The organism is Mesorhizobium sp. M1403, from assembly GCF_040317695.1.
Lineage (GTDB): Bacteria > Pseudomonadota > Alphaproteobacteria > Rhizobiales > Rhizobiaceae > Mesorhizobium.
Genome location: NZ_JAMYKY010000018.1, coordinates 99379 through 118942 on the forward strand (window position 1 = coordinate 99379; position 19564 = coordinate 118942).

At 63.1% G+C, this 19564-nt stretch carries 21 protein-coding genes, 1 tRNA gene and 1 pseudogene; 10 read left to right on the forward strand and 13 right to left on the reverse strand.

Going from position 1 to position 19564, the window contains the following annotated elements; translation table 11 throughout:
• Window positions 1-87: 87 nt before the first annotated feature.
• Genes NKH01_RS24935 through NKH01_RS24950 form a run of 4 tightly spaced genes read right to left on the reverse strand, consistent with a single transcriptional unit; the run spans window position 88 to window position 3551 of the window.
• Window positions 88-897, reverse strand: coding sequence for an alpha/beta hydrolase (locus NKH01_RS24935; RefSeq protein ID WP_352483488.1), 810 nt, complete (start codon window positions 895-897; stop codon window positions 88-90).
• Window positions 898-937: 40 nt separating this feature from the next.
• Window positions 938-1834, reverse strand: coding sequence for an HlyC/CorC family transporter (locus NKH01_RS24940; protein WP_023721135.1), 897 nt, complete (start codon window positions 1832-1834; stop codon window positions 938-940).
• On the reverse strand, window positions 1831-2952 hold the full coding sequence (gene aroB, locus NKH01_RS24945) for a 3-dehydroquinate synthase (protein ID WP_353022899.1): 1122 nt from the start codon (window positions 2950-2952) through the stop codon (window positions 1831-1833). The genes NKH01_RS24940 and aroB overlap by 4 nt, the downstream gene beginning before the upstream one ends.
• Window positions 2949-3551, reverse strand: coding sequence for a shikimate kinase (locus NKH01_RS24950; protein ID WP_352483486.1), 603 nt, complete (start codon window positions 3549-3551; stop codon window positions 2949-2951). Before NKH01_RS24950 ends, aroB begins: the two co-directional genes overlap by 4 nt.
• A gap of 162 nt (window positions 3552-3713) precedes the next feature.
• Here NKH01_RS24950 and NKH01_RS24955 point away from each other — a divergent pair, with 162 nt between their 5' ends.
• The 5 genes from NKH01_RS24955 (at window position 3714) to NKH01_RS24975 (ending at window position 7690) form a co-directional block, all read left to right on the forward strand.
• Complete coding sequence (locus tag NKH01_RS24955) at window positions 3714-3863, forward strand: hypothetical protein (protein WP_023721139.1); 150 nt, start codon at window positions 3714-3716, stop codon at window positions 3861-3863.
• The gene (locus NKH01_RS24960; protein WP_352495633.1) at window positions 3860-4777 is read left to right on the forward strand and encodes a site-specific tyrosine recombinase XerD; all 918 of its coding nucleotides are present in this window, start codon (window positions 3860-3862) and stop codon (window positions 4775-4777) included. The genes NKH01_RS24955 and NKH01_RS24960 overlap by 4 nt, the downstream gene beginning before the upstream one ends.
• A 99-nt stretch (window positions 4778-4876) precedes the next feature.
• On the forward strand, window positions 4877-5827 hold the full coding sequence (locus NKH01_RS24965) for an acetyl-CoA carboxylase carboxyltransferase subunit alpha (RefSeq protein ID WP_023721141.1): 951 nt from the start codon (window positions 4877-4879) through the stop codon (window positions 5825-5827).
• 244 nt (window positions 5828-6071) lie between these two features.
• A complete protein-coding gene (locus NKH01_RS24970) occupies window positions 6072-7397 on the forward strand; it encodes a L,D-transpeptidase family protein (protein WP_353022915.1) in 1326 nt (441 codons plus the stop codon).
• A gap of 5 nt (window positions 7398-7402) precedes the next feature.
• Window positions 7403-7690, forward strand: a complete 288-nt coding sequence (locus NKH01_RS24975) for a sulfurtransferase TusA family protein (RefSeq protein WP_023721143.1) — start codon at window positions 7403-7405, stop codon at window positions 7688-7690.
• 210 nt (window positions 7691-7900) lie between these two features.
• Here NKH01_RS24975 and NKH01_RS24980 read toward each other — a convergent pair whose 3' ends face one another.
• A complete protein-coding gene (locus tag NKH01_RS24980; protein ID WP_353022903.1) occupies window positions 7901-9028 on the reverse strand; it encodes a CobW family GTP-binding protein in 1128 nt (375 codons plus the stop codon).
• Window positions 9029-9032: 4 nt separating this feature from the next.
• The gene (locus NKH01_RS24985) at window positions 9033-10211 is read right to left on the reverse strand and encodes a D-alanyl-D-alanine carboxypeptidase family protein (protein ID WP_352548874.1); all 1179 of its coding nucleotides are present in this window, start codon (window positions 10209-10211) and stop codon (window positions 9033-9035) included.
• Window positions 10212-10481: 270 nt separating this feature from the next.
• On the opposite strand from NKH01_RS24985, the gene NKH01_RS24990 reads away from it, so the two are divergent.
• Window positions 10482-11645, forward strand: a complete 1164-nt coding sequence (locus NKH01_RS24990) for a M20 aminoacylase family protein (RefSeq protein WP_353022905.1) — start codon at window positions 10482-10484, stop codon at window positions 11643-11645.
• A 72-nt stretch (window positions 11646-11717) separates the two neighbouring features.
• On the opposite strand, the gene NKH01_RS24995 is transcribed toward NKH01_RS24990, so the two are convergent.
• The 6 genes from NKH01_RS24995 to NKH01_RS25020 form a co-directional block, all read right to left on the reverse strand.
• A complete protein-coding gene (locus tag NKH01_RS24995) occupies window positions 11718-11861 on the reverse strand; it encodes a glycine zipper domain-containing protein (protein WP_198023575.1) in 144 nt (47 codons plus the stop codon).
• 41 nt (window positions 11862-11902) lie between these two features.
• The gene (locus NKH01_RS25000) at window positions 11903-12193 is read right to left on the reverse strand and encodes a DUF768 domain-containing protein (RefSeq protein ID WP_023722345.1); all 291 of its coding nucleotides are present in this window, start codon (window positions 12191-12193) and stop codon (window positions 11903-11905) included.
• An 86-nt stretch (window positions 12194-12279) separates the two neighbouring features.
• Entirely contained in the window at window positions 12280-13305 is a 1026-nt protein-coding gene (locus tag NKH01_RS25005) for an alpha/beta fold hydrolase (protein WP_352847642.1), read from the reverse strand.
• Between the two features lie 86 nt (window positions 13306-13391).
• Window positions 13392-13964: a TetR/AcrR family transcriptional regulator gene (locus NKH01_RS25010; RefSeq protein WP_023722343.1), complete on the reverse strand. Its 573-nt coding sequence runs from the start codon at window positions 13962-13964 to the stop codon at window positions 13392-13394.
• Window positions 13965-14157: 193 nt separating this feature from the next.
• Window positions 14158-14682: a hypothetical protein gene (locus NKH01_RS25015; protein ID WP_502896926.1), complete on the reverse strand. Its 525-nt coding sequence runs from the start codon at window positions 14680-14682 to the stop codon at window positions 14158-14160.
• 127 nt (window positions 14683-14809) lie between these two features.
• Window positions 14810-15136, reverse strand: a complete 327-nt coding sequence (locus NKH01_RS25020) for a DUF1330 domain-containing protein (protein ID WP_023677873.1) — start codon at window positions 15134-15136, stop codon at window positions 14810-14812.
• Window positions 15137-15476: 340 nt separating this feature from the next.
• On the opposite strand from NKH01_RS25020, the gene NKH01_RS25025 reads away from it, so the two are divergent.
• The 3 genes and pseudogenes from NKH01_RS25025 to NKH01_RS25035 form a co-directional block, all read left to right on the forward strand.
• Window positions 15477-16169, forward strand: coding sequence for a winged helix-turn-helix transcriptional regulator (locus NKH01_RS25025; protein ID WP_023722341.1), 693 nt, complete (start codon window positions 15477-15479; stop codon window positions 16167-16169).
• 47 nt (window positions 16170-16216) lie between these two features.
• Window positions 16217-16293: transfer RNA gene (locus tag NKH01_RS25030), tRNA-Arg, on the forward strand.
• Window positions 16294-17069: 776 nt separating this feature from the next.
• Window positions 17070-17363, forward strand: a pseudogene (locus NKH01_RS25035) (DUF3363 domain-containing protein); the annotation flags it as partial.
• Between the two features lie 12 nt (window positions 17364-17375).
• Here the strand turns inward: NKH01_RS25035 and NKH01_RS25040 are convergent.
• Entirely contained in the window at window positions 17376-18290 is a 915-nt protein-coding gene (locus tag NKH01_RS25040; protein ID WP_023722340.1) for a LysR family transcriptional regulator, read from the reverse strand.
• Window positions 18291-18610: 320 nt separating this feature from the next.
• Between NKH01_RS25040 and NKH01_RS25045 the strand changes: the two genes are divergently transcribed.
• Window positions 18611-19132: a carboxymuconolactone decarboxylase family protein gene (locus NKH01_RS25045; RefSeq protein WP_353022908.1), complete on the forward strand. Its 522-nt coding sequence runs from the start codon at window positions 18611-18613 to the stop codon at window positions 19130-19132.
• Window positions 19133-19564 lie beyond the last annotated feature (432 nt).

A 19564-nucleotide genomic window follows, 5' to 3' on the forward strand; every position in this document is an offset into this window, starting at 1 on the left:
AGTCACAAAAATCGCTTCGGCTTTAGCCGGCCCTCGTTCCCGCGTCTGCGCGCCCCTCACCTGCCTGCCGCCATCCAAACTGGTAACTCAGCCGAGGCTCGCCCTCAGGAAAGCCATCACCGCGGCGGTCAACGCATCGCCTTCGGTGCCGAAGTCGCGATTGATCGACATGTGCGAATAGGCGCTGCCATCGAACAGCGTGACCCTGGTTCCGGTGGCGCCCAGACGCCCGGCAAAGGCCTGCGCGTCCGCCGCGCGGGTTTTCGCCCGCGAATAGGCGATGAACGTCGGCGGATGCTTGCGGCCGTCGACATAGGTGACCGGCGACAGCGCCCGCCACTGCGCCGGATCGGGAAAGGCGCGGGCATAGACCCCTGCCATGCCGCCGCTCCTGGCCAACGCCTCCAGATCGTAGGCCCTGGTATCGTCGAGGACCAGCGCCGCGACGCCGGGCAGGCCGCCGCGCAGGCCGGTCAGCGCGACGAGATGGCAGCCGGCCGAATGGCCCATCGCGACGATCCGGTCCGGATCGCCGCCATGGCTGGCGATGTTGGCGCGGACGTAGCGATACGCCAGTTCGACATCGGCGGCCTGGGTGGCGACGTCGGCTTCAGGCAGCATCCGGTAGTCGATCGAGACGAAGCAGAAGCCATTGTCGAGCAGGAATTGCGGCTTGGAGTTGACGTTGTTGCGGTTGCCGACCCGCCAGGCGCCGCCATGGACGAAAAAGACGACCGGCAGGCCGCTTGCGCCATCGCGGGAATAAATGTCGAGCTTGGCCGGCCCATAGTCGAAGGTTTCGGGTGATGGCGGACGCAGCTGCAATGCCGCTGCAGCCTGACCCGGCAGCAGCGCCGCCATCGACACCAGAAGCAGGGTTCGCCGATCGATTGTCATAGACTCCTGACTGCCCACGGCTGCCATAAGGCGTGCACTGTCATTCGCCAAGCATCGCCGGCTTGATCCTCAGCCGCGCGATCCGATTCTTGTCGCGTTTCATGACGACGAAGCGCTTGCCGTGAAACGTAAAGGCCTGCTTTTCGTCCGGAATCGACTGCGCCTCGTGGATGACAAGGCCGGCAATGGTGGTGGCTTCCTCGTCCGGCAGGTTCCAGTCGAGCGCCCGGTTGAGGTCGCGGATCGACACCGTGCCGTCGACGACGACGGAGCCGTCGGCTTCCTGCTTGACGCCCTGGATGTCGATGTCGTGCTCGTCGGCGATCTCGCCGACGATCTCCTCGATGATGTCCTCCAGCGTCACCAGTCCCTCGACCTCGCCATATTCGTCGACGACGATGGCGAAATGCGCCTTGCGGCGCAGGAAGGCGTTGAGCTGCTCCTGCAGCGTCGTGGTGTCGGGCACGAACCACGGCCGCGACGCGATCTTCATCACGTCGATCCTGGAGAAATCATTGCCGACCTCGTTCAGCGCGCGCAGCAGGTCCTTCGCGTGCAGCACGCCGACGATGTTGTCGAGCGAGCCCTTCCACAGCGGCATGCGGGTATGCGGGCTCTGCAGGATCTCGCGCACCACCGCTTCCGGCGGGTCGTCGGCGTTGACCGAGCGCATATTGGTGCGGTGGACCATCACGTCCGACACTTCGAGCTCCTCAAGGTCGAACAGGCCGCCAATGCGGGCACGATCCTCGCGCACCACCTGGCCGTCGCGGCGGAAATCGTCGACGGCGCCACGCAATTCCTCATGCGTCGAGCGCTGCGGCTCGATACGCTGCAACTCGTAGCCGAAGGCGGCGAACAGGTGCCGACGCAAGACGAAGCCCAGCAGGCCGAGGCCGGCAAGCGCAGCAGCCGCGATCCAGCCGGCCTGGCTCATCCCGGATGGTTCTCCCCGAGGAACGCCAGCACTTCCGAGGCCGGCACATCCCTGGCGATGAAGGCCTGACCGATGCCGCGCGTCAGGATGAAGGTCAGCGCGCCGCGCGACACCTTTTTGTCCTGGGTGATGAAGGAGAACAGCTTTTCGGCGTCAGGCAATTCGCCTGGAATGTCGGCCATGCACCACGGCAGGCCGACGACGCGAAGGTGCGCCTCGACGCGCGCCGCATCGTCGGGGCTCGCCAAATTGAGCCTTGAAGAAAAACGGTGCGCCAGCGCCATGCCGATGGCAACGCCCTCGCCATGCACCAGCCGCGTGCCGTCATAGCCGGTCGCCGCCTCGAGCGCGTGACCGAAGGTGTGGCCGAGATTGAGCAGCGCACGGTCGCCGGTCTCGAATTCGTCGCGTGCAACGACGTCGGCCTTGGCGCGACAGGCCTCGGCAATCGCTTTTGCCCGCTCCGGCCCGCCGGCAAACACGCGAGACCAGTTTTCCTCCAGCCAGGCGAAGAACTCCGGCCGGTCGATCAGCCCGTATTTGGCCAGTTCGGCATAGCCGGCGCGAAACTCGCGGATCGGCAGCGTGTCGAGCACTTCGGTGTCGGCCAGTACCAGCCTCGGCTGGTGAAACACCCCGACCAGGTTCTTGCCGCGCTTGCTGTTGATGCCGGTCTTGCCGCCGACGGAGGAATCGACCTGCGCCAGCAGCGAGGTCGGGATTTGCACGAAGTTCATGCCGCGCCGCGCGATGCCGGCGGCAAAGCCGGCGAGGTCGCCGATGACGCCGCCGCCGAGCGCGACGACGACATCGCCACGCTCCAGCTTGGCGGCCAGCACGCCGTCGACCACCTCTTCCAGGTGCGCAAAGCTCTTGGTCTTTTCGCCGGGCGGCAGCGTGATGACTGCATGTTGGATGCCACCGCTTGCCAGGCCGGCCGCAAGCGTTGCGAGATGCGCGCTAGCGACGTTTTCGTCGGTGACGACCGCCGCCCTTGTGCCCGGCAGACGGCGCGCAATTTCGGCGCCGGCGCGTGACAGCAGGCCGGGGCCGATCAAAATGTCGTAGGTACGCTCGCCAAGCCCGACTTCGACAGAGACCGTTGAATCAGCGCTCACGACCGCACCTCGTCGATGTCGGCAACGCCGAGATGGCCGCGCAGCGCGTCCACCACTTCGGCGGCAATGATCTCCTTGCGGTCGTCGCGGGTCGGCACGATGACATCGGCCGCGGCGTAAACCGGGTAGCGTTCCGCCATCAGCCGCTCCAGCACCCCCCGGGGATCGGCGCTTTTCAGCAGCGGCCGGTTCTGCTTCTTGGAAACGCGCTCCATCAACAGGTCGATCTCGGCCTTCAGCCAGACCGAAACGCCATGGCTGGCGATCGCCTCGCGCGTCTGCGCATTCATGAAGGCGCCGCCGCCGGTCGACAGCACCTGGGGCCCGTGCTCCAGCACGCGCAGGATGACGCGCTGCTCCAGTGCCCGGAACTCCGCCTCGCCATAGCGCTCGAACAGGTCCGGGACGCTCATGCGCGAAACACTTTCGATCTCCTGGTCGCTGTCGATAAAGGGTAGCGCCAGCATCGCCGCCACCTTGCGGCCGATCGCCGTCTTGCCGGCGCCCATCAGCCCGACAAAGACGATGGAACGGTCGCCCAGCCGGCCGAGCAGCGCGGCATGGCTCTCGCCCGGAGGGTTTGCTGGTAACGCGTTCATGTTTCTAGGGCCTCTTTGCCGGCGTATCGACATCAAAAGCCTGTTTGCGTCAAGCGCGGCGCGCCCGGGACCTGTTATCGGCTTCACCCTTGAATTGGTGGGATTGGCGTCTCATAAGGGCACAGGGTTGGAAATGCAGAACAAGACGACGGGCGAAAATTAATGCCGACACTGTTTCGCTTTGTCGTGACGCTCGTGATTCTGGCCGGCATTGTCTACGGCGCGATGTTCGCCCTGGTCATGTTCGTCGAGCCGAGAAAGGCGGAAATGAGCGTGCGTATCCCTCCGGAAAAGCTCAATCCCAAAAAATGAACAGCGCCGCCCGCATCGAAGCCTTTCTCGAGATGATGAGCGCCGAGCGCGGCGCTGCCGAAAACACGCTTTCCTCCTATCGCCGCGACCTCGAGGACGCTTCCGCCGGGATCGGCGGCGGGCTCGCCGCTGCCACCAGCACCGACATCCGTGCCTATCTCGACGACATCGCCGCGCGCGGCTTTGCCGCCACCTCGCAGGCGCGCAAATTGTCGGCAATCCGTCAGTTCTTCAAGTTCCTCTACGCCGAAGGCCTGCGCGGCGACGATCCGACCGGCACGCTGGACAGCCCGAAGAAAGGCCGGCCGCTGCCGAAGACGATGAGCGAGGCCGATACCGGCCGGCTGCTCGACCGCGCCACGCAGGAGGCGATCGACCCCTCGCTCAACGACGACGACAGCCTGGCGGCGCTGCGCCTGCACGCACTGGTCGAGGTCCTCTACGCCACCGGCCTGCGGGTTTCGGAGTTGGTCAGCCTGCCGGTGACGGTGGCGCAGCGCGACGACCGCTTCTTCATGGTGCGCGGCAAGGGCAACAAGGAACGCATGGTGCCGCTGTCGGCCAAGGCGCGCACGGCGATGCGGACCTGGCTTGCCGCACGGGCGGCGGTGCCGGCTCTTGCCGACAGCCCGTTCCTGTTTCCGGCCGCCTCCGAAAACGGCTATCTCTCGAGACAGGTCTTTGCCCGCGAGCTGAAAGGGCTTGCCGCGCGAGCCGGCATTGCCGCGGCGAAGATATCGCCGCATGTGCTGCGCCATGCTTTCGCCAGCCATCTGCTGCAGAACGGCGCCGATCTCAGGGCCGTGCAGCAGCTGCTCGGCCATGCCGATATTTCAACGACGCAGATCTACACCCATGTACTGGAGGAGCGGCTGGTGCGTCTGGTCAACGATCATCATCCGCTTGCCGACTAGGCGTCATGTCGCTATGTGAGAACGACGTTCCACCGCGCCCAGCCTGCATTTTCGGGCTTGCGTCAGTCATTGCCTTCCGACTTGCCGGTTCGCCCAAGAATGTACAATTACCTCGATTTCGAAAAGCCTGTGCAGGATCTCGAAGGCAAGATCCTCGAGCTGAAGAAGCTTGCCGAGAACGGTGAGGCGGTCGACGTCGGCGATGAGATCGCCCGTCTCGAGAAGCGCTCACGCGATGCGCTGCGCGACGCCTATAAGGCGCTAACGCCATGGCAGAAGGTGCAGGTGGCGCGCCATCCGGACAGGCCGCATTGCATCGACTACATCAAGGGCCTGCTTACCGATTTCACGCCGCTCGCCGGCGACCGCAATTTCGGCGAGGACCAGGCGATCGTCGGCGGCTTCGCCCGCTTCCGTGGCGAGCCGGTGGCGATCATCGGCCAGGAAAAAGGTTCCGACACGGCAAGCCGGCTGAAGCATAATTTCGGCTCGGTGCGGCCGGAGGGCTACCGCAAGGCGGTACGGCTGATGGAACTCGCCGACCGCTTCCAAATCCCGCTGCTGACGCTGGTCGACACTGCCGGCGCCTATCCCGGCGTCAACGCCGAAGAGCGCGGCCAGGCGGAAGCCATCGCCCGCTCGACCTCAGCCTGCCTTGGCCTGAAGGTGCCGTCGATCTCGGTGGTGATCGGCGAAGGCGGCTCCGGCGGCGCCATAGCGATCGCCACCGCCAACCGCGTCTACATGCTCGAACACGCCATCTATTCGGTGATCTCGCCGGAGGGCGCCGCCTCGATCCTGTGGCGCGACACCACCCGGTCCAGGGATGCTGCGACCAACATGAAGATCACGGCGCAGGATCTGCTGGAGCTGAAGATCATCGACGCCATCGTCGCCGAACCGCTCGGCGGTGCCCATCGCGCCCCCGAAACGGTGATTGCCGCCACCGGCGACCTCATCGCCAGGACGATGAAGGAATTTTCCGGCGCCAACACCGACTTCCGCGAGCATCGCCGCGAGAAATACCTGGCGATGGGCCGCAATCTGTAGCCAACGCAGGTGCGCGGCCTGAAATGTGACGGCGTGGAGCAATTTCGCCACAAAAATGCCGCTGCGTTCGTCACAGTGAGCTTGCCGTAGGGGACGCGCCAATTTCGTTTGGGGCAAGAGGGCTGCTTGGCGCAAGGTCGCTTGCGGTAAGGAATTTTCAAGGTTAACGGGCTTAAGGTCCGTCAGTGGTCAGTTTAGCAGCCGCGGCATCCGCGGCGCAGAGATGAAGACGATAGCCATATCCATGTTTGCCAAGCTTGCCCGCACCGGAGTTCTGATCGCTGCGATCGGCGTCGCCGGCTGCAATGATGCTTCGATGAAGGATTTTGCACCGCAGGCCAACAAGCCGCTGCCGGACAAGATCCTGGCCGAGATGAGGGCCAAGGGCATGGTCCGCACCTCTTCGGTGATGGCCCGCATCTTCAAGGAAGAAGGCAAGCTCGAAATCTGGAAGGCCAAGACCAACGGCCGCTACGGCCTGGTCGCCAGCTACGACATCTGCAAATGGTCGGGCAAGCTCGGGCCGAAGTTCACCGAAGGCGACCGCCAAGCGCCGGAAGGCTTTTACACGGTCCGCCCGGCGCAGATGAACCCGCGGTCGAATTATCACCTGTCCTTCAACATCGGCTACCCGAACGCCTATGACCGCGCCAATGGCCGCACTGGTTCCAACCTGATGGTCCATGGCGCCTGCTCGTCGTCGGGCTGCTATTCGATGACCGACGCGCAGATCGAGCAGATCTACGCTTTCGGTCGTGACGCCTTCCAGGGCGGCCAGACCGAGTTCCAGATCCAGGCTTTTCCGTTCCGCATGACTGCAGCCAACATGGCGCGCTACCGCAACGACCCGAACTACGAATTCTGGAAGATGCTGAAGGTCGGCTACGACAATTTCGAAGTCACCAAGGTGCCGCCGAAAGTCGACGTCTGCGAGAAGCGCTACGTCTTCAACCAGGTTGCGGCCGACGGCTCGACCTTTAATCCGACCGGCGCTTGCCCTGCGACCACCCAGCCCGATTCACTGAAGAGCGCCATCAACGCCTATCAAAGCACCTATGAGGCGGCCTTCAACGGCGCCGTCAAGGCCAGCGTGCCGGCACCCAAGCCGACCATCGCCGGGATCAAGGAAGCCAGCATCGTTTCCGACTGGTCGAAACGGCGTGCCCGCGGCGAACGCGTGCCGATCGAGCCGCCGTCGCTCAACCCAGACGGCACGGTGACCGAGACGGCGCGCATGGGCCGCGTCGATTCGCCGGCCGGCCGCAAGATGGCGGCACTCGACGCCGAAAAGGCCGCCAAGCAGAAGGCCGAGGAACAAAGGCTAGCCGCCATTGAAGCGGCCAAGGCCGCCAAAGAGGCAGCCAAGGCGCAGGCGCTGGCCGAGAAGGAAGCGGCCAAGGCGCAGGCACTGGCTGAAAAGGAAGCTGCCAAGACCGCCGCCGAGATGCCTGTCGCCACCGCCACTGTAGCGCCATCGGAGGCCGCCCCGGCAGTCGAAACGCAGGCTGCGGACGCCGAAAGCACGGCGACAAGGTTGAAGAAAAAGCTGCTCGGCATGTTTGGCGGCTGAGCTTCATGCTTGAACAAGAAGATGGGGGCCAAGGAGACAGGCCCTCAACCAGCCCCGCCGCCGTCTACGACCTCAAAGGTCTGAACTGCCCGTTGCCCGCGCTCAAGGCCAAAAAGCGCTTGGCCGCAATGCAGCCGGGTAGCCGCCTCTGGCTCGAAACCACCGACCCCCTCGCCGTCATCGACATCCCCGCCTTCTGCGCCGAGAGCGGCCATCGGCTGATCGAAACGGCGGCAATATCGGGCGGCCACCGCTTCCTGGTCGAGCGCGGCGGCGGCCGAGCCTGGACTTAGCTCGTTCTGCTGACGGTGCGCTGCCCCTCATCTGCCTGCCGGCATCTTCTCCCCGTATAATGACGGGGAGAAGGGGCTGGCCGCAACTTTGGCGCTCTTTCTGCGGCGCTGGAGATTGGCGAAATCGTCGACGAGAGCGTCCTTCTTGAGAAGATGCCGGCAGGCAGATGAGGGGCAGCGCGGCGTTCGACTTAAAACTGATGAAAGCCTCTACCGCCCGGCAATAGCCAGCGGGTTGCTTTCCAGTGCCGCGCGGTCCGGCGTGTCGATCGACGGCCGGTTGGTGAAGGCGGCGAACAGCCGGCGGACATAGTCTTCGGGCATGTCGAGCGTGATCAGCACCAGCCTGGTGCCGCGCTGGCCGTCCGGCCAGGCCGGCAGTTGCACCGGCGGATGCAGGATCTTCTGCACGCCATGAATAACCAGCGGCCGCGACGGATCTTCTGCAAGCTCGATGACGCCTTTCATCCGCAACAGGCGCTCGCCATGCGCCGAGCGCAACAGATCGAGGAACATCTCGATTGCCGAAAACGGCACCGGCCCGTCATGAACCAGCGAATACGAACGCACGCGGGAATCGTGCCTGTGGTGATGGTGATCATGGCCGGCATGGTCATGCCCGTCGTGATCATGCCCGCTGTGGTCATGCCCGCTATGGTCATGGTCGTGGTCGGCTTCTTCGCCGAGCCAACGCTGCACATCGACGGATTTGGTGGCCGGATTGTAGAGGCAGCTATCGAACAGGGTCGCCGCGCTTGCCTGGCTCGCGTCGAGCACCACGGCGCCCGGGTTGATCTGCCTGAGCCGCGCCCGCAACGCCTCCGCGTCGCCTGCATCCGTAGCCAGGTCGGCCTTGCTGAGCACGATGCGATCGGCGACGGCCACCTGCTTCACCGCCTCGACATGGGCATCGAGCGTCGCATTGCCGTTGATGGCGTCAACCAGGGTGATGACGCCGTCGAGCCGGAAGGCCTGGACCAGGGCCGGGTGTGCCATGATCGACTGCAGCACAGGGGCGGGATCGGCGAGCCCGGTGGTCTCGACGACGACGCGGGCAAGCCGGTCGATGCGGCCGGTCTGCAGCCGGTCGACGAGATCGGCCAGCGTGTCGACCAGCTCGCCGCGCACCGTGCAACAGAGGCAGCCATCGGAAAGCTGGATGATGCCGTCGGACGCCTGCTCGACCAGAAGATGGTCGATCGCCACTTCGCCGAACTCGTTGATGATGACGGCGGTGTCGGCGAGCGCGGGATCCCGGAGCAGCCGGTTGAGCAGCGTCGTCTTGCCGGCGCCGAGAAAGCCGGTGAGCACCGAAACGGGGATCGGGAAGCCGGCCATACGGCTAGTTCAGCGCCTTGGCCGGCCGTTGGACCTGCGCGGCGGTGGTGGACCCGGCCACGGCCGGCTCGGCGCCGGCCGGCGGCGCCCGGTCCGGCCGCCATGTCGGCAGCGGCACGTCGGCATATTCCTGCCCGGAGGCATCGAGCATCGCCTTCGGCTTCGGCCCCGTGGCGCCGCCGAGGCCGACGGCGATCAGCGTCGGCACATGGTCGAGCTTTTCCTGATAGGGCGATTTCGGCACGTCCTTGCCCTTGTCGCCGACGGCGGGTGCGGCTTCCGACTGCTCCTCGACCGGCTTCTTCTTGCAGATCTCGTCGTTCATGTCGTTGGCCGACATGGTGTCGCCATAGGCAGGCAGCGCTGCGACCGTCAGCCAACTCGGGGCCGGGGTTGCAAAGCCCTGGTCGAGCAGTTTTGCCGCCGCCTCGGCGCGGGTGACGGCCGATTGCTCGCCGAGCACCACGGCGACCAGGGTGCGGCCGTTGCGGGTAGCCGAGCCGATCATGTTGAAACCGGACGAGCAGACGAAACCGGTCTTCATGCCGTCGGCACCCGGATAGCGGCCGATCAGGAGGTTGTAGTTGGAGATCGCCTTCTTGCCGACGGCAAGGCCTTCGATCGAGAACCAGGGGGCATATTGCGGAAATTCCTTGCGGATCGCCATCACCAGCAAAGCGAGATCGCGCGCTGTCGTATACTGGTCCGGCGAATAGAGCCCGTTCGGATTGACGAAATGGGACCCGCTCATGCCGAGCCTCCGCGCCTCCGCATTCATGCGTTCGGCAAAGGCCGCTTGCGAACCGCCGATATTCTCGCCGACCGCCATGGCGATATCGTTGGCCGATTTGACCAGCATCATCTTCAGCGCATTGTCCAGCCGCATCACCGAACCCGGCTTGAAGCCCATCTTGCTCGGCGGCTCGCCGGCGGAATGTTTCGTCACCTTGATCGGCGAATCGAGCTGGACCTCGCCCGCGGCAATCGCACGAAACGCCACATAGGCGGTCATCAGCTTGGTCAGCGATGCCGGGTACCAGCGCCTGAACGCCTCCTGATGCTGCAGGATCTTGCCGCTGTTCAGGTCGAACAGGATGGTCGGATTGGCCAAGGCAGGCCCGGCCAGCGCCGCAAGCACCACCGCGCCCGCCACCAACAGTTTGAGGAAATGCCTATAGCGCATCATGAAAACCGAAATAGCCTCTTGCCGCAGTCGCCCCTGGCTCCGTAAGATTTCGTTACACGATCGCCAGGATAATGGTCCGGCTCTCTGTTCCCGGACCACAGTCGCGGTGCTATTTACTCTATGTGACGTCAACATGGCAAAGTGCTGCCGATCACAATGTGGAAGCAGCAGCACAATGCAAAGCAGCGTGCATGGTTGCAGGGCAGCAGGCACAATTGCACAGCAGCAGGTCAAGACCGCCTGCTCCAACAGCGAAATGGAACCATCATGCCGATCCTGAACCGAGCCGCCGAAATGCAGGACGAGGTGGCCGGCTGGCGCCGCCATTTGCATCAGACGCCGGAGCTGAATTTCGACGTCTTCAAGACCGCCGCCTTCGTCACCGAGAAGCTGAAGGCTTTCGGCTGCGACGACATCGTGACGGGTTTGGGCAAGACCGGCGTCGTCGGCATCATCCGCGGCCGCCACGGCGAAGGCTCGACGATCGGCCTGCGCGCCGACATGGACGCCCTGCCGCTCAACGAGATCAGCGGCAAATTCTATGCCTCGACCGTCCCGGGCAAGATGCACGCTTGCGGTCATGACGGCCACACCGCGATGCTTTTGGGTGCCGCCAAATACCTCGCCGAAACACGCAATTTCGCCGGCTCCGTCGCGGTTATCTTCCAGCCGGCCGAAGAGGGCGGCGGCGGCGGCAACGAGATGGTCAAGGACGGCATGATGGAGCGCTTCGGCATCTCCAAGGTGTTCGGCATGCACAACATGCCGGGCCTGCCGGTCGGCCAGTTCGCCATCAGGCCGGGTCCGATCATGGCGGCGACCGCCGAATTCACCATCACCGTCAAGGGCCGGGGCGGCCACGCGGCGATGCCGCACGGCACCATCGATCCGATCGTCATCACCAGCCAGCTTGTCGGCGCATTGCAGACGATCGCCTCGCGCAGCACCGATCCGGTCGAGGCGGTGGTCGTTTCGGTGACGAAATTCCATGCCGGCGACGCCTATAACATCATTCCCGAGAGCGCCGAGATCGCCGGCACCGTACGCACGCTGAAGAAGGAGGTCGCCAAGAAGGCTGAAGAGCGCATCCGCGCGCTTTGCCAAGGCGTGGGCGCTGCCTTCGGCGCGACAATCGAGGTTGATTACAATGCCAACTACCCCGTCACCTTCAACCATCCGGAAGAGACGGTCTTTGCCAGCGACATCGCGGCCGACGTCGCCGGCGACAGCCATGTGCACCGCGCCATCCAGCCGGTGATGGGCGGCGAGGATTTCTCCTACATGCTGGAAGCGCGGCCGGGCGCCTTCATCTTCATCGGCAATGGCGATACCGCCGGCCTGCACAACCCAGCCTACGACTTCAACGACGAGGTCATCCCGCACGGCATGAGCTATTGGGTGAAGCTGGCGGAGACGGCGCTGGCGGCGTAGCCGTTCGGCATCGGCGGTGCGGCGACCGCCGCACCTCTGGGCGGCAAAATCGGGCAGGACATGTTCTGCTGGTCACTTCCGGCCGGACGACTTCCGGGCAAGGCCGAAGGCAATGCCCAGAGCAATACCTATACCAATGCCCGCAACAATGTTGTCCAACACGACGCCGATGGCCACGCCGATCACGACGCCGAGTGTGAGGTGTTTGGCATCCATTATGCCCGGTCATGTAGCGTGGAAGGGAAGAGCCGCAACCGCTACGGTCCGCTCTTCGGATCCTCGACCTCCAGCGCCTCCATAACCGGCGCCAGCTCATTGTCGTCGGCAGCCTGCGGCTCTTCGCCTGTCCTTGCCTTCTTCAGGGCTGCCTCGATCGCCTCCTGGATGTTGCCGAGCTCGTCTTCGCGAACCTCGTGGCCGTAGCCGGCAGCATCGGCATCCTGCTCGAATTGCTGCGCCAGGACGGCGACGCTCACCTCGCTCTCGGCCGGCAGATTGCCCACATTCTCCTGCAGCCAGGTTTCAAAGAACTCTTTTGTGGCGCTCATGCGGTGTCTCCTTCGGGACACTAAAGCGCGCCGGCATCCCGAAAGTTCCGCTATCTTAACCGTCTTTGCACCGCTCGCCATGTCGGCTACGCAGGAACCCGCCGCTTCAACCAATCGACCATTAGCGTGGTGACTTCGCCCGGCTTCTCCTGCTGTGACCAATGTCCACAGCCGGCGACCACATGTTTTTCGAGATCGGCGATGTGGGCGTCCATTCCATCCATCATCGCTGGAGATAACACGACGTCGTCCTCAGCGCCGATCATGAGCGAAGGCACTTTTATCGTCTGGTCGACATTCAAGCCGGCTCTCCAATTGCGGGACAAGTTGCGGTACCAGTTGATGCCCGGCGTGAAACCGGTGCGCCCGAAGCTCTCGGCATAGAAAGCAAGCTCGTCTGGCGTCAGGATCAGCTCGCCGGGCAGCGTCTTCGGCTCCGGCTGCGAGAGCGCCTGTAGGAATGTCATGTGTCGGGCCTGCGGCGGCAGCTTGGCGTATTGCGCGGCGGTGATAACACCCTTGCGCATATTGCTCCTGAACACCCGCGCCACGTCGTGCGCCATCAAACGGTCCGCGAGATCACCATCTTCGAACATCAGCACATACATGTCGGGATTGTAGACTTCGCGCATCTGCGCGATCGGGTCTTTTGCCGGGTTGGCCACGAACGGCTTGTCCGGGGCGGTCAGCCCCTTGGTGAGGCTCGGATGCAGCCACAGCATTTCATGGGGAATGAATGGCGTGTTGACACCGATGACGCCAGTGACCCGGCTCTGATGCAAAAGCGGCATCTGCCATGCGACCAGGCCGCCCCAGTCATGGCCCGCGAACACGGCCTTTTCGACGCCGAGAGCATCGAGGAGACCGACGAGATCGCCGGTCAGGTGGACCATGTCATAATCCTCGACCTTGGACGGCCGGTCGGTCAGACCATATCCGCGCTGGTCGGGAACAATGACGTGGTAGCCGGCGGCCGCGAGCGGCGCGATCTGGTGACGCCAGGAAAAGGCGAGTTCGGGAAAGCCGTGCAGCAAAACAACCGCCGGTCCCTTGCCGGCTTCATAAACAGCCATATCGATGCCGTTGGAGCGAACGTATCGGACCGGCGGCATGGCCGGCGACGCGCCAAAGACCGGCAGGCAAGGCGCAAGAAGACTGCCGGCGGTGCCGAGAAGCACCGCCCTGCGGGAAAGGGTGATCATGGCAGAAGTTTCCTTAGCTGCTCGAATTCTGATCGAATGACGGCCGGGCAGGCCGAGACGTCTCGGCCGGCGCGGATCAGCACGAGAATGCCTTGGTAGAGAAGCAGAAGCCTGACGACGTGGAGATCGACCTGCCCTCCACCGATCTGGCGCTCCACGACCTGCCGGATGGCGGCTTCCAGCACGGCGAAGCCTTCCGCGAGACCTTCCGAGGCGACCGACGGTTGCGCACCGAACTCGACAGCAGCGTTCGTTAACAAACAGCCGAGGTCGCCGGATTCCGGGGCGGGCAGCAACAACGACAGGAACAACTGTTCCAAACCATCCAGATCGCTTGCTTCGCCGATGTAGGTCTCGATACGGTGTCGGATGACGGCATCGATATAGTGGCCGAAGGCCGCCCGATAGAGACCTTCCTTGTCGCCAAAGGCATTGTAGATCGAGCCAGACGTCAGGCCGGTGGCATCGCTCAGATCCTTGATCGAAATTCCCGCGAAACCGGCCCGTCGAAACGCGTTCATCGCGTCACCCAGCACAGTGGCTTCGTCAAATAGTCGCGGTCTGGTCATGGAGCAACCCAATGTAAAATGATCATTCTAGAATGAGCATTTTACATCGCCAGTCAAGCGACTCTTTTTGCAAAGACAGCTCGATGGGCACACAGGCACGCCAGCGATGCCAGGTTGCATCGCGATCTCCCGGAGCTTGGCCCCTCTGTGAGATTAAAAACCAGGCGGCGTTGGCGCCGCCTGGCCCGGCTGCTTACTGGCTGGCAGCAGTCGTCGGTTCGCACGACACGTTCGGGTTCATGTCGGCGAACGCGCCGGTCGGGTTGCCCTTCCAGGCCCAGACATGCAGCTCGTAAAACGGGCCGAGGCCATAGCGGTTGGGCGCGCTGTTGAAGTTGAACAGATGCCCATCGAGCGAGGCCGGGCCTTTCGAGGTGATGTATTCGACCGCGATCAGTTTTAGCGTGCCGTCGGCCATCGGCTCGTACATCACCGCTTCGGGCTTGGCGACATCGACCGCGTCGTCCTTGAGGTAGCCGGGATTGACGTAGTGGATGCCCATGGCGCCGCCGGTGATGCCGCTGGCGCAGGGGATCGGCGCATAGCCCTCGGCGGTCGCCGCCGCCACATTCTCGAAGCGGCTGTTGGCGGCGCGTACCTTGTCGGCCAGCGGATTGGGACCGGACGCGGGCGCTGCCTGATGCGCCTGCGCCAATGCAGTGCAGGCCGACAGCAGCGCCGCGGCAGCGAGGAATTTGTTGCGAAAGTTGATTGTCATAGTCATTCCATTCTTCTTGAAAAGCACAGCCCGGCCGGCCGCCGGAAGTAAGGAGGTCCGGCAGGTGGGCGCTGTGGCTGTTGTTGCTGGGAGATCCCTGTCCCGATGCGACGAATGCAGGGGAAGATCATCCCTTCGGCAGATACGGGATGGTTCCGGCCAGATCGGAGTTGTCGATCAGCTGGAAACGGCTGTCGCTGCCGCCCTGACGGGCCGAAACGAAGGGTGCGTAGGCGGGATCGTCGGTGAAGGCGCGCGCCGCGGCCTCGGTCGGGAACGCCATCAAGGCAATCAGCGTCGTGTCGAGCGGCTTGCCTTCGAGCGTCTTCACATTGCCGCTGCGCGACAGATATCTGCCGCCGTGCTTGTGAACGAGGTCGTGGACCGACGCGGCATAGGCCGGCATCCACTTCGGGTCCCTCACCTTGATGTCTGCGATAACGTAAGCGGTCATGGGTCATGTCTCCTGGTCGTGCACAGGGGTATCCCGTGCAGCGGCAGAGGGGTCGCATGGCAAGGCCGGCGCCAGCCAGTCCGCGATCTGTACTGGTGCGGCGAATTCGAAATTCGCATTCACTTTGGAGCAACGCAGCGAGCGAATTTCGGATTCAAAAGCCACACCAGCAAGTGCTTGGATTTCCAGTGTGGTTTTGGATTTGAAGTTCCTAACGCTGATGCCACCCAGAAAGCAGGAACTTCAAATCCACCACACTTGGGCCGGTACAGTTTCTGTACTCGCCGCACCGCTGGGAAAGGCCTATGCTCCCGGCTGAGTTTGAGGGGAAGGCAACATCATGACCCAGGCCGGATACAAGCAGTTCTGCCCGTTATCGATGGCCGCGGAGGTGCTGTGCACCCGCTGGACCATGGTTCTGCTTCGCGAATTGGTGGCGGGCTCGACCCGTTTCAACGATCTGCGCCGCGGCGTCCCCAAAATGTCGCCGACCCTTCTGTCGCAACGGCTCAAGGAGCTCGAGCTGGCCGGGATCGTCGAGCGCAAGGAGGTGCGCGGCGAGAAAGGCATCTTCGAATACCGGATGACCGAGGCAGGCAGGGATCTGCGGTCCGTCGTCGAGGCGATGGGCTTTTGGGGGCAGAAATGGGTCGAGTCGCGGCTGTCGCTGAAGAACCTCGATCCGTCGCTGCTGATGTGGGACATGCGGCGCAATCTAAACGCGTCGCCGCTGCCCGACGGGCGCACGGTGATACAATTTCTGTACCAGGAGCTCCCCGCCTCCAAACGGTCGTGGTGGCTGATCGTCGAGAAGCACGGCGAGGTCGACCTCTGCTGGTACGATCCGGGGTTCGATGTCGATCTCTACGTCTCGACCGACCTGCACACCATGACCGAAATCTGGATGGGGCTGATCACCGTCGAGAAGGCCGGGCCGAAAGTCATTCTGACGGGCGATCAGGATATCGCCCGCAAAATGCAGACTTGGCTGGGCCTGAGCCCGTTCGCTGTCGAACCCAAGCGAGCAGCCTAGCTGCCTCTTGGCGAAACGATCCGAAGCGGTTATGTGTCGGGCGCGATGGTCCCGTAGCTCAGTAGGATAGAGCGGCAGATTCCTAATCTGTAGGTCACAGGTTCGATTCCTGTCGGGATCACCAAGTTTTTCAAGCACTTAGCCAACAAGCCGCCGTACTTTTTGGTAAATTAGTACGGCAATTAGTACGGCGAATTTCGCATGAACTTCGGCTTCAGCTGCTCAATCCAACCGAGTTGTGGATTTCCATGATTCTGGAATTGAGTAGATTGTTGGGACGGGCGGCCACCGATGTCGCTTCAGGTGGCGATTTGAGGTGGGGTCTGTCGAGACGCAATGCCGCGCCTCGGCAGGCATTGATTTTACGATGTTTTTTCTAGTCCAGGAGCCCACAGCGATTTGTATCACAGTTTGTATCTCAGTCCGTATCGCACGAGGCTGACCTAGCCACCTGGTAAAATGGCACGTCTTACGAGGCCTGAGCCGTAATCAATGTTGTCGTGCCAGCGCTACATACGGTCCCTTGCACGTTTGGTCTGGAACGACAGCCATGGAGCCGAGAGCGGACTGGCAGCTCCTAGGTGTGGATCACGGAAAAGTTCGCATTCGACGATTAAGAGCTGGATGACTGCTACCGCCCCCCATTTCCGACATTGATGGATGGGACGCGCGTCCCATAAGCAGCCAACGTCAGTGCCGAGGCTGCAAGGTCAAAGGGTGGCTTTCAGTAGGCCGGCTGTGGCTGCCCTCGAAAAATGCGGTACTGCAAGAACGAAATTTGTTGCCGAGGAACTGATCTGCAGCGCCATACTCTCACAGGGTCCTCAGCTCCTCGTCGGCAATCGCGGCTTGGATCGATCGACAGATCTTTCAGCGAATCTACAAATTTGAAGGGGCGCTTACCGGCGCAACCTGATCGCCACGCTTCAGGAACGCGAGGTTGACCGTGCCGGTGGGGAACTGGCGGCGAAAAAGGCACTGCCGTTCCGAGCTGCCGCCGAGGGCGAAACCGTGACCGGCACCTTCACCGGGGCCGCGCAGCTATCCAGTGGCAAGTTCGCCATCGTCGAGAAGTCCCACGAGTTCACGCTTGTCCCGTGGCGGCCAGTCATCGACCGCCAGCTCGGCCGCGAGGTCAGTGGCATCGTGCAGGGCGGATCGGTGTCCTGGCAGTTGGGGCGGCAGCGGGGATTGGGGCTTTCGCCCTCAAACCCCTTGACCGACTTCACTGAGCACCCGTCGCAGCCATTGATGCCCTGGGTCGGCGTCGTGGCGCGCATGCCAAGTCTGCACCACTCGAAATGAAGGAATATCCAATGGCGGCGGAAAAAGTCGGAGCGGTAGCCGCCCTGCCAACGGTGCGAAGAGACGACGGGGTTCCGTTGCCACGAGCTCGGAGGCATCGACCAGCATCGGTGCCATCAAGAAGTGGCCGACCGTCACGACGACATTCCTCTTCAATCCTTTCTCGGTGAGCACAGCATCGACATAGCCGCTCGGATTGCCCTTCATCGAAACCTGAAGATGGCGCAGCGAGAGATAGCGGTCGAGGTCGAGACTATCGGCCAGATCGGTGTGATCGCCGCGGCCAGCGCAGATGAAGTCCTCTTCGTATAGCAGTTCTTCTCGCATATGGGTCGGCGGCTGGGGGAAGTTGCCGGCGATGAGTTCGACTGCGCCGTCGTCCAGCATCGGCAAACCGACGCTGCGGCTCGTGTTGCGGACCACCAGAGAAACGCCTGGTGCTTCGCGGCCGAGCCGTGCAGTCAGACGCGGTAGCAGCACGAAAGCGGCATAATCGGAGAGACCGACCACGAATTGCCGAGTGCTTTCGGTCGGATCGAACGAGCGCCCGCCGAGCAGGACGCCTTCAACCTGTTCGAGGATCGACCGAACACTCGGCGCAATGTCCTGCGCCAGTGGCGTCGGCGTCATGCCGCGCGGGGATCGGACAAACAGCGGGTCTCCGAACAGAGCCCGAAGGCGATTGAGCGAATGGCTGACCGCCGGCTGGGTCAGCCCAATCCGCTCGGCCGCGCGCGTGGCGTGCCCTTCGGCAACGAGGGCGTCGAAGACGACCAGCAGATTGAGATCGACGTTAGCGATATGAATCTTCTTCATCACGGCGATGCTAATAATGAATTGGATTTATCGCAATCGCCGATGCAAGGTCTGACCTGAAATAAAGCGGGGGCGGGCAGAGTTAGAGAACATGAGTGTCAGGTCCCACCACCGCAGCGACGGGAAGAGTAAGTTCTCGCCGACGCTTTATTGAGGCTGCCTTCATCGCAGCAAGTTCTTTCGCCATCAGTCGGAGCGGGCAAGCCATGGCCTCGGAAACTCATGAGGATCGATTTTCACGCGGCCTCGAGACGCTCCGCCGGATCGGCGGGGAGAATTTCGATGGACCGATCAATGCTCTGGCGGAGACCTCCGCCGATTTGTCGCGCTTCACCGTCGAATATCCCTATGGCGATGTGTTGTCCCGCCCGGGGCTGGATCTCCCGCTAAGGCAGCTCTGCACCGTCTCGATGCTGCTGGCCGACGGAAGCGCCCAGCCGCAATTGAAGTTTCATATCGCCGGCTTTCTCAATGCCGGCGGCACCCCCGAAGCGATCGTCGAACTGCTCTTCGTCTCGGTCGCGGTCCTGGGCTTCCCTGCAACCGTCAATGCCGTCGGCATCGTCCGGTCGGTATTCGCCGAACGCGAGCTGGCATTTCAGCCCATCAAGCCCGCGACGGGTGACGGAGCGGGACGCGGATGGGCCGGACGCGAGATGCTGGAGCGGCTCGTAGCGGGCGACGCCCAGGGCTATTTTGACCGCTTCGCCGGCACCGCGCCCGACCTCGCGCAGCTTTCGATCGATTTCGGGTTCGGGGAGGCGCTGGCTCGGGACGGCCTCGATCACAAGGCCAAGCTGCTCGCGATCACGATTTGGCTTTCCCGGTCCCGATCGACATAGGTCCGCGACCTTCGACCCACCATGAAGCATCGAATTTTCGACAGCGAATGTATAGCGCTTATCCGGCGCGCATGTCGCTCTGTTCGAGCCTTTGAACCCCGGCGCTGACCACGGATGTGCTGGCAGCATTGGGATCTTTCCGGTTCGGATGGAAAAGATGCAGGAGGGGGCGTCGGCGTGCTCCTGCGGAAAGCCGCACCCCCTCATGCAAACGCAGCCTCCCCGCGTGGGGAGCGCTTGCCTGCGCTACGGCGGCGGCTTTCCATGCGAGCCGCTTCAAAAATGATGCTGCGAAACGGCTCCGGCTTTATCCGACGAACGCCTCACGCATCCGAGCGAACATGCCTGGCTGTCTCCCGGCAATCGCCGCACGGATGTGACGGGCGGCCGTTACGGCGCTCACCGTCGCGCCGAAATGACAATAGCAGATGA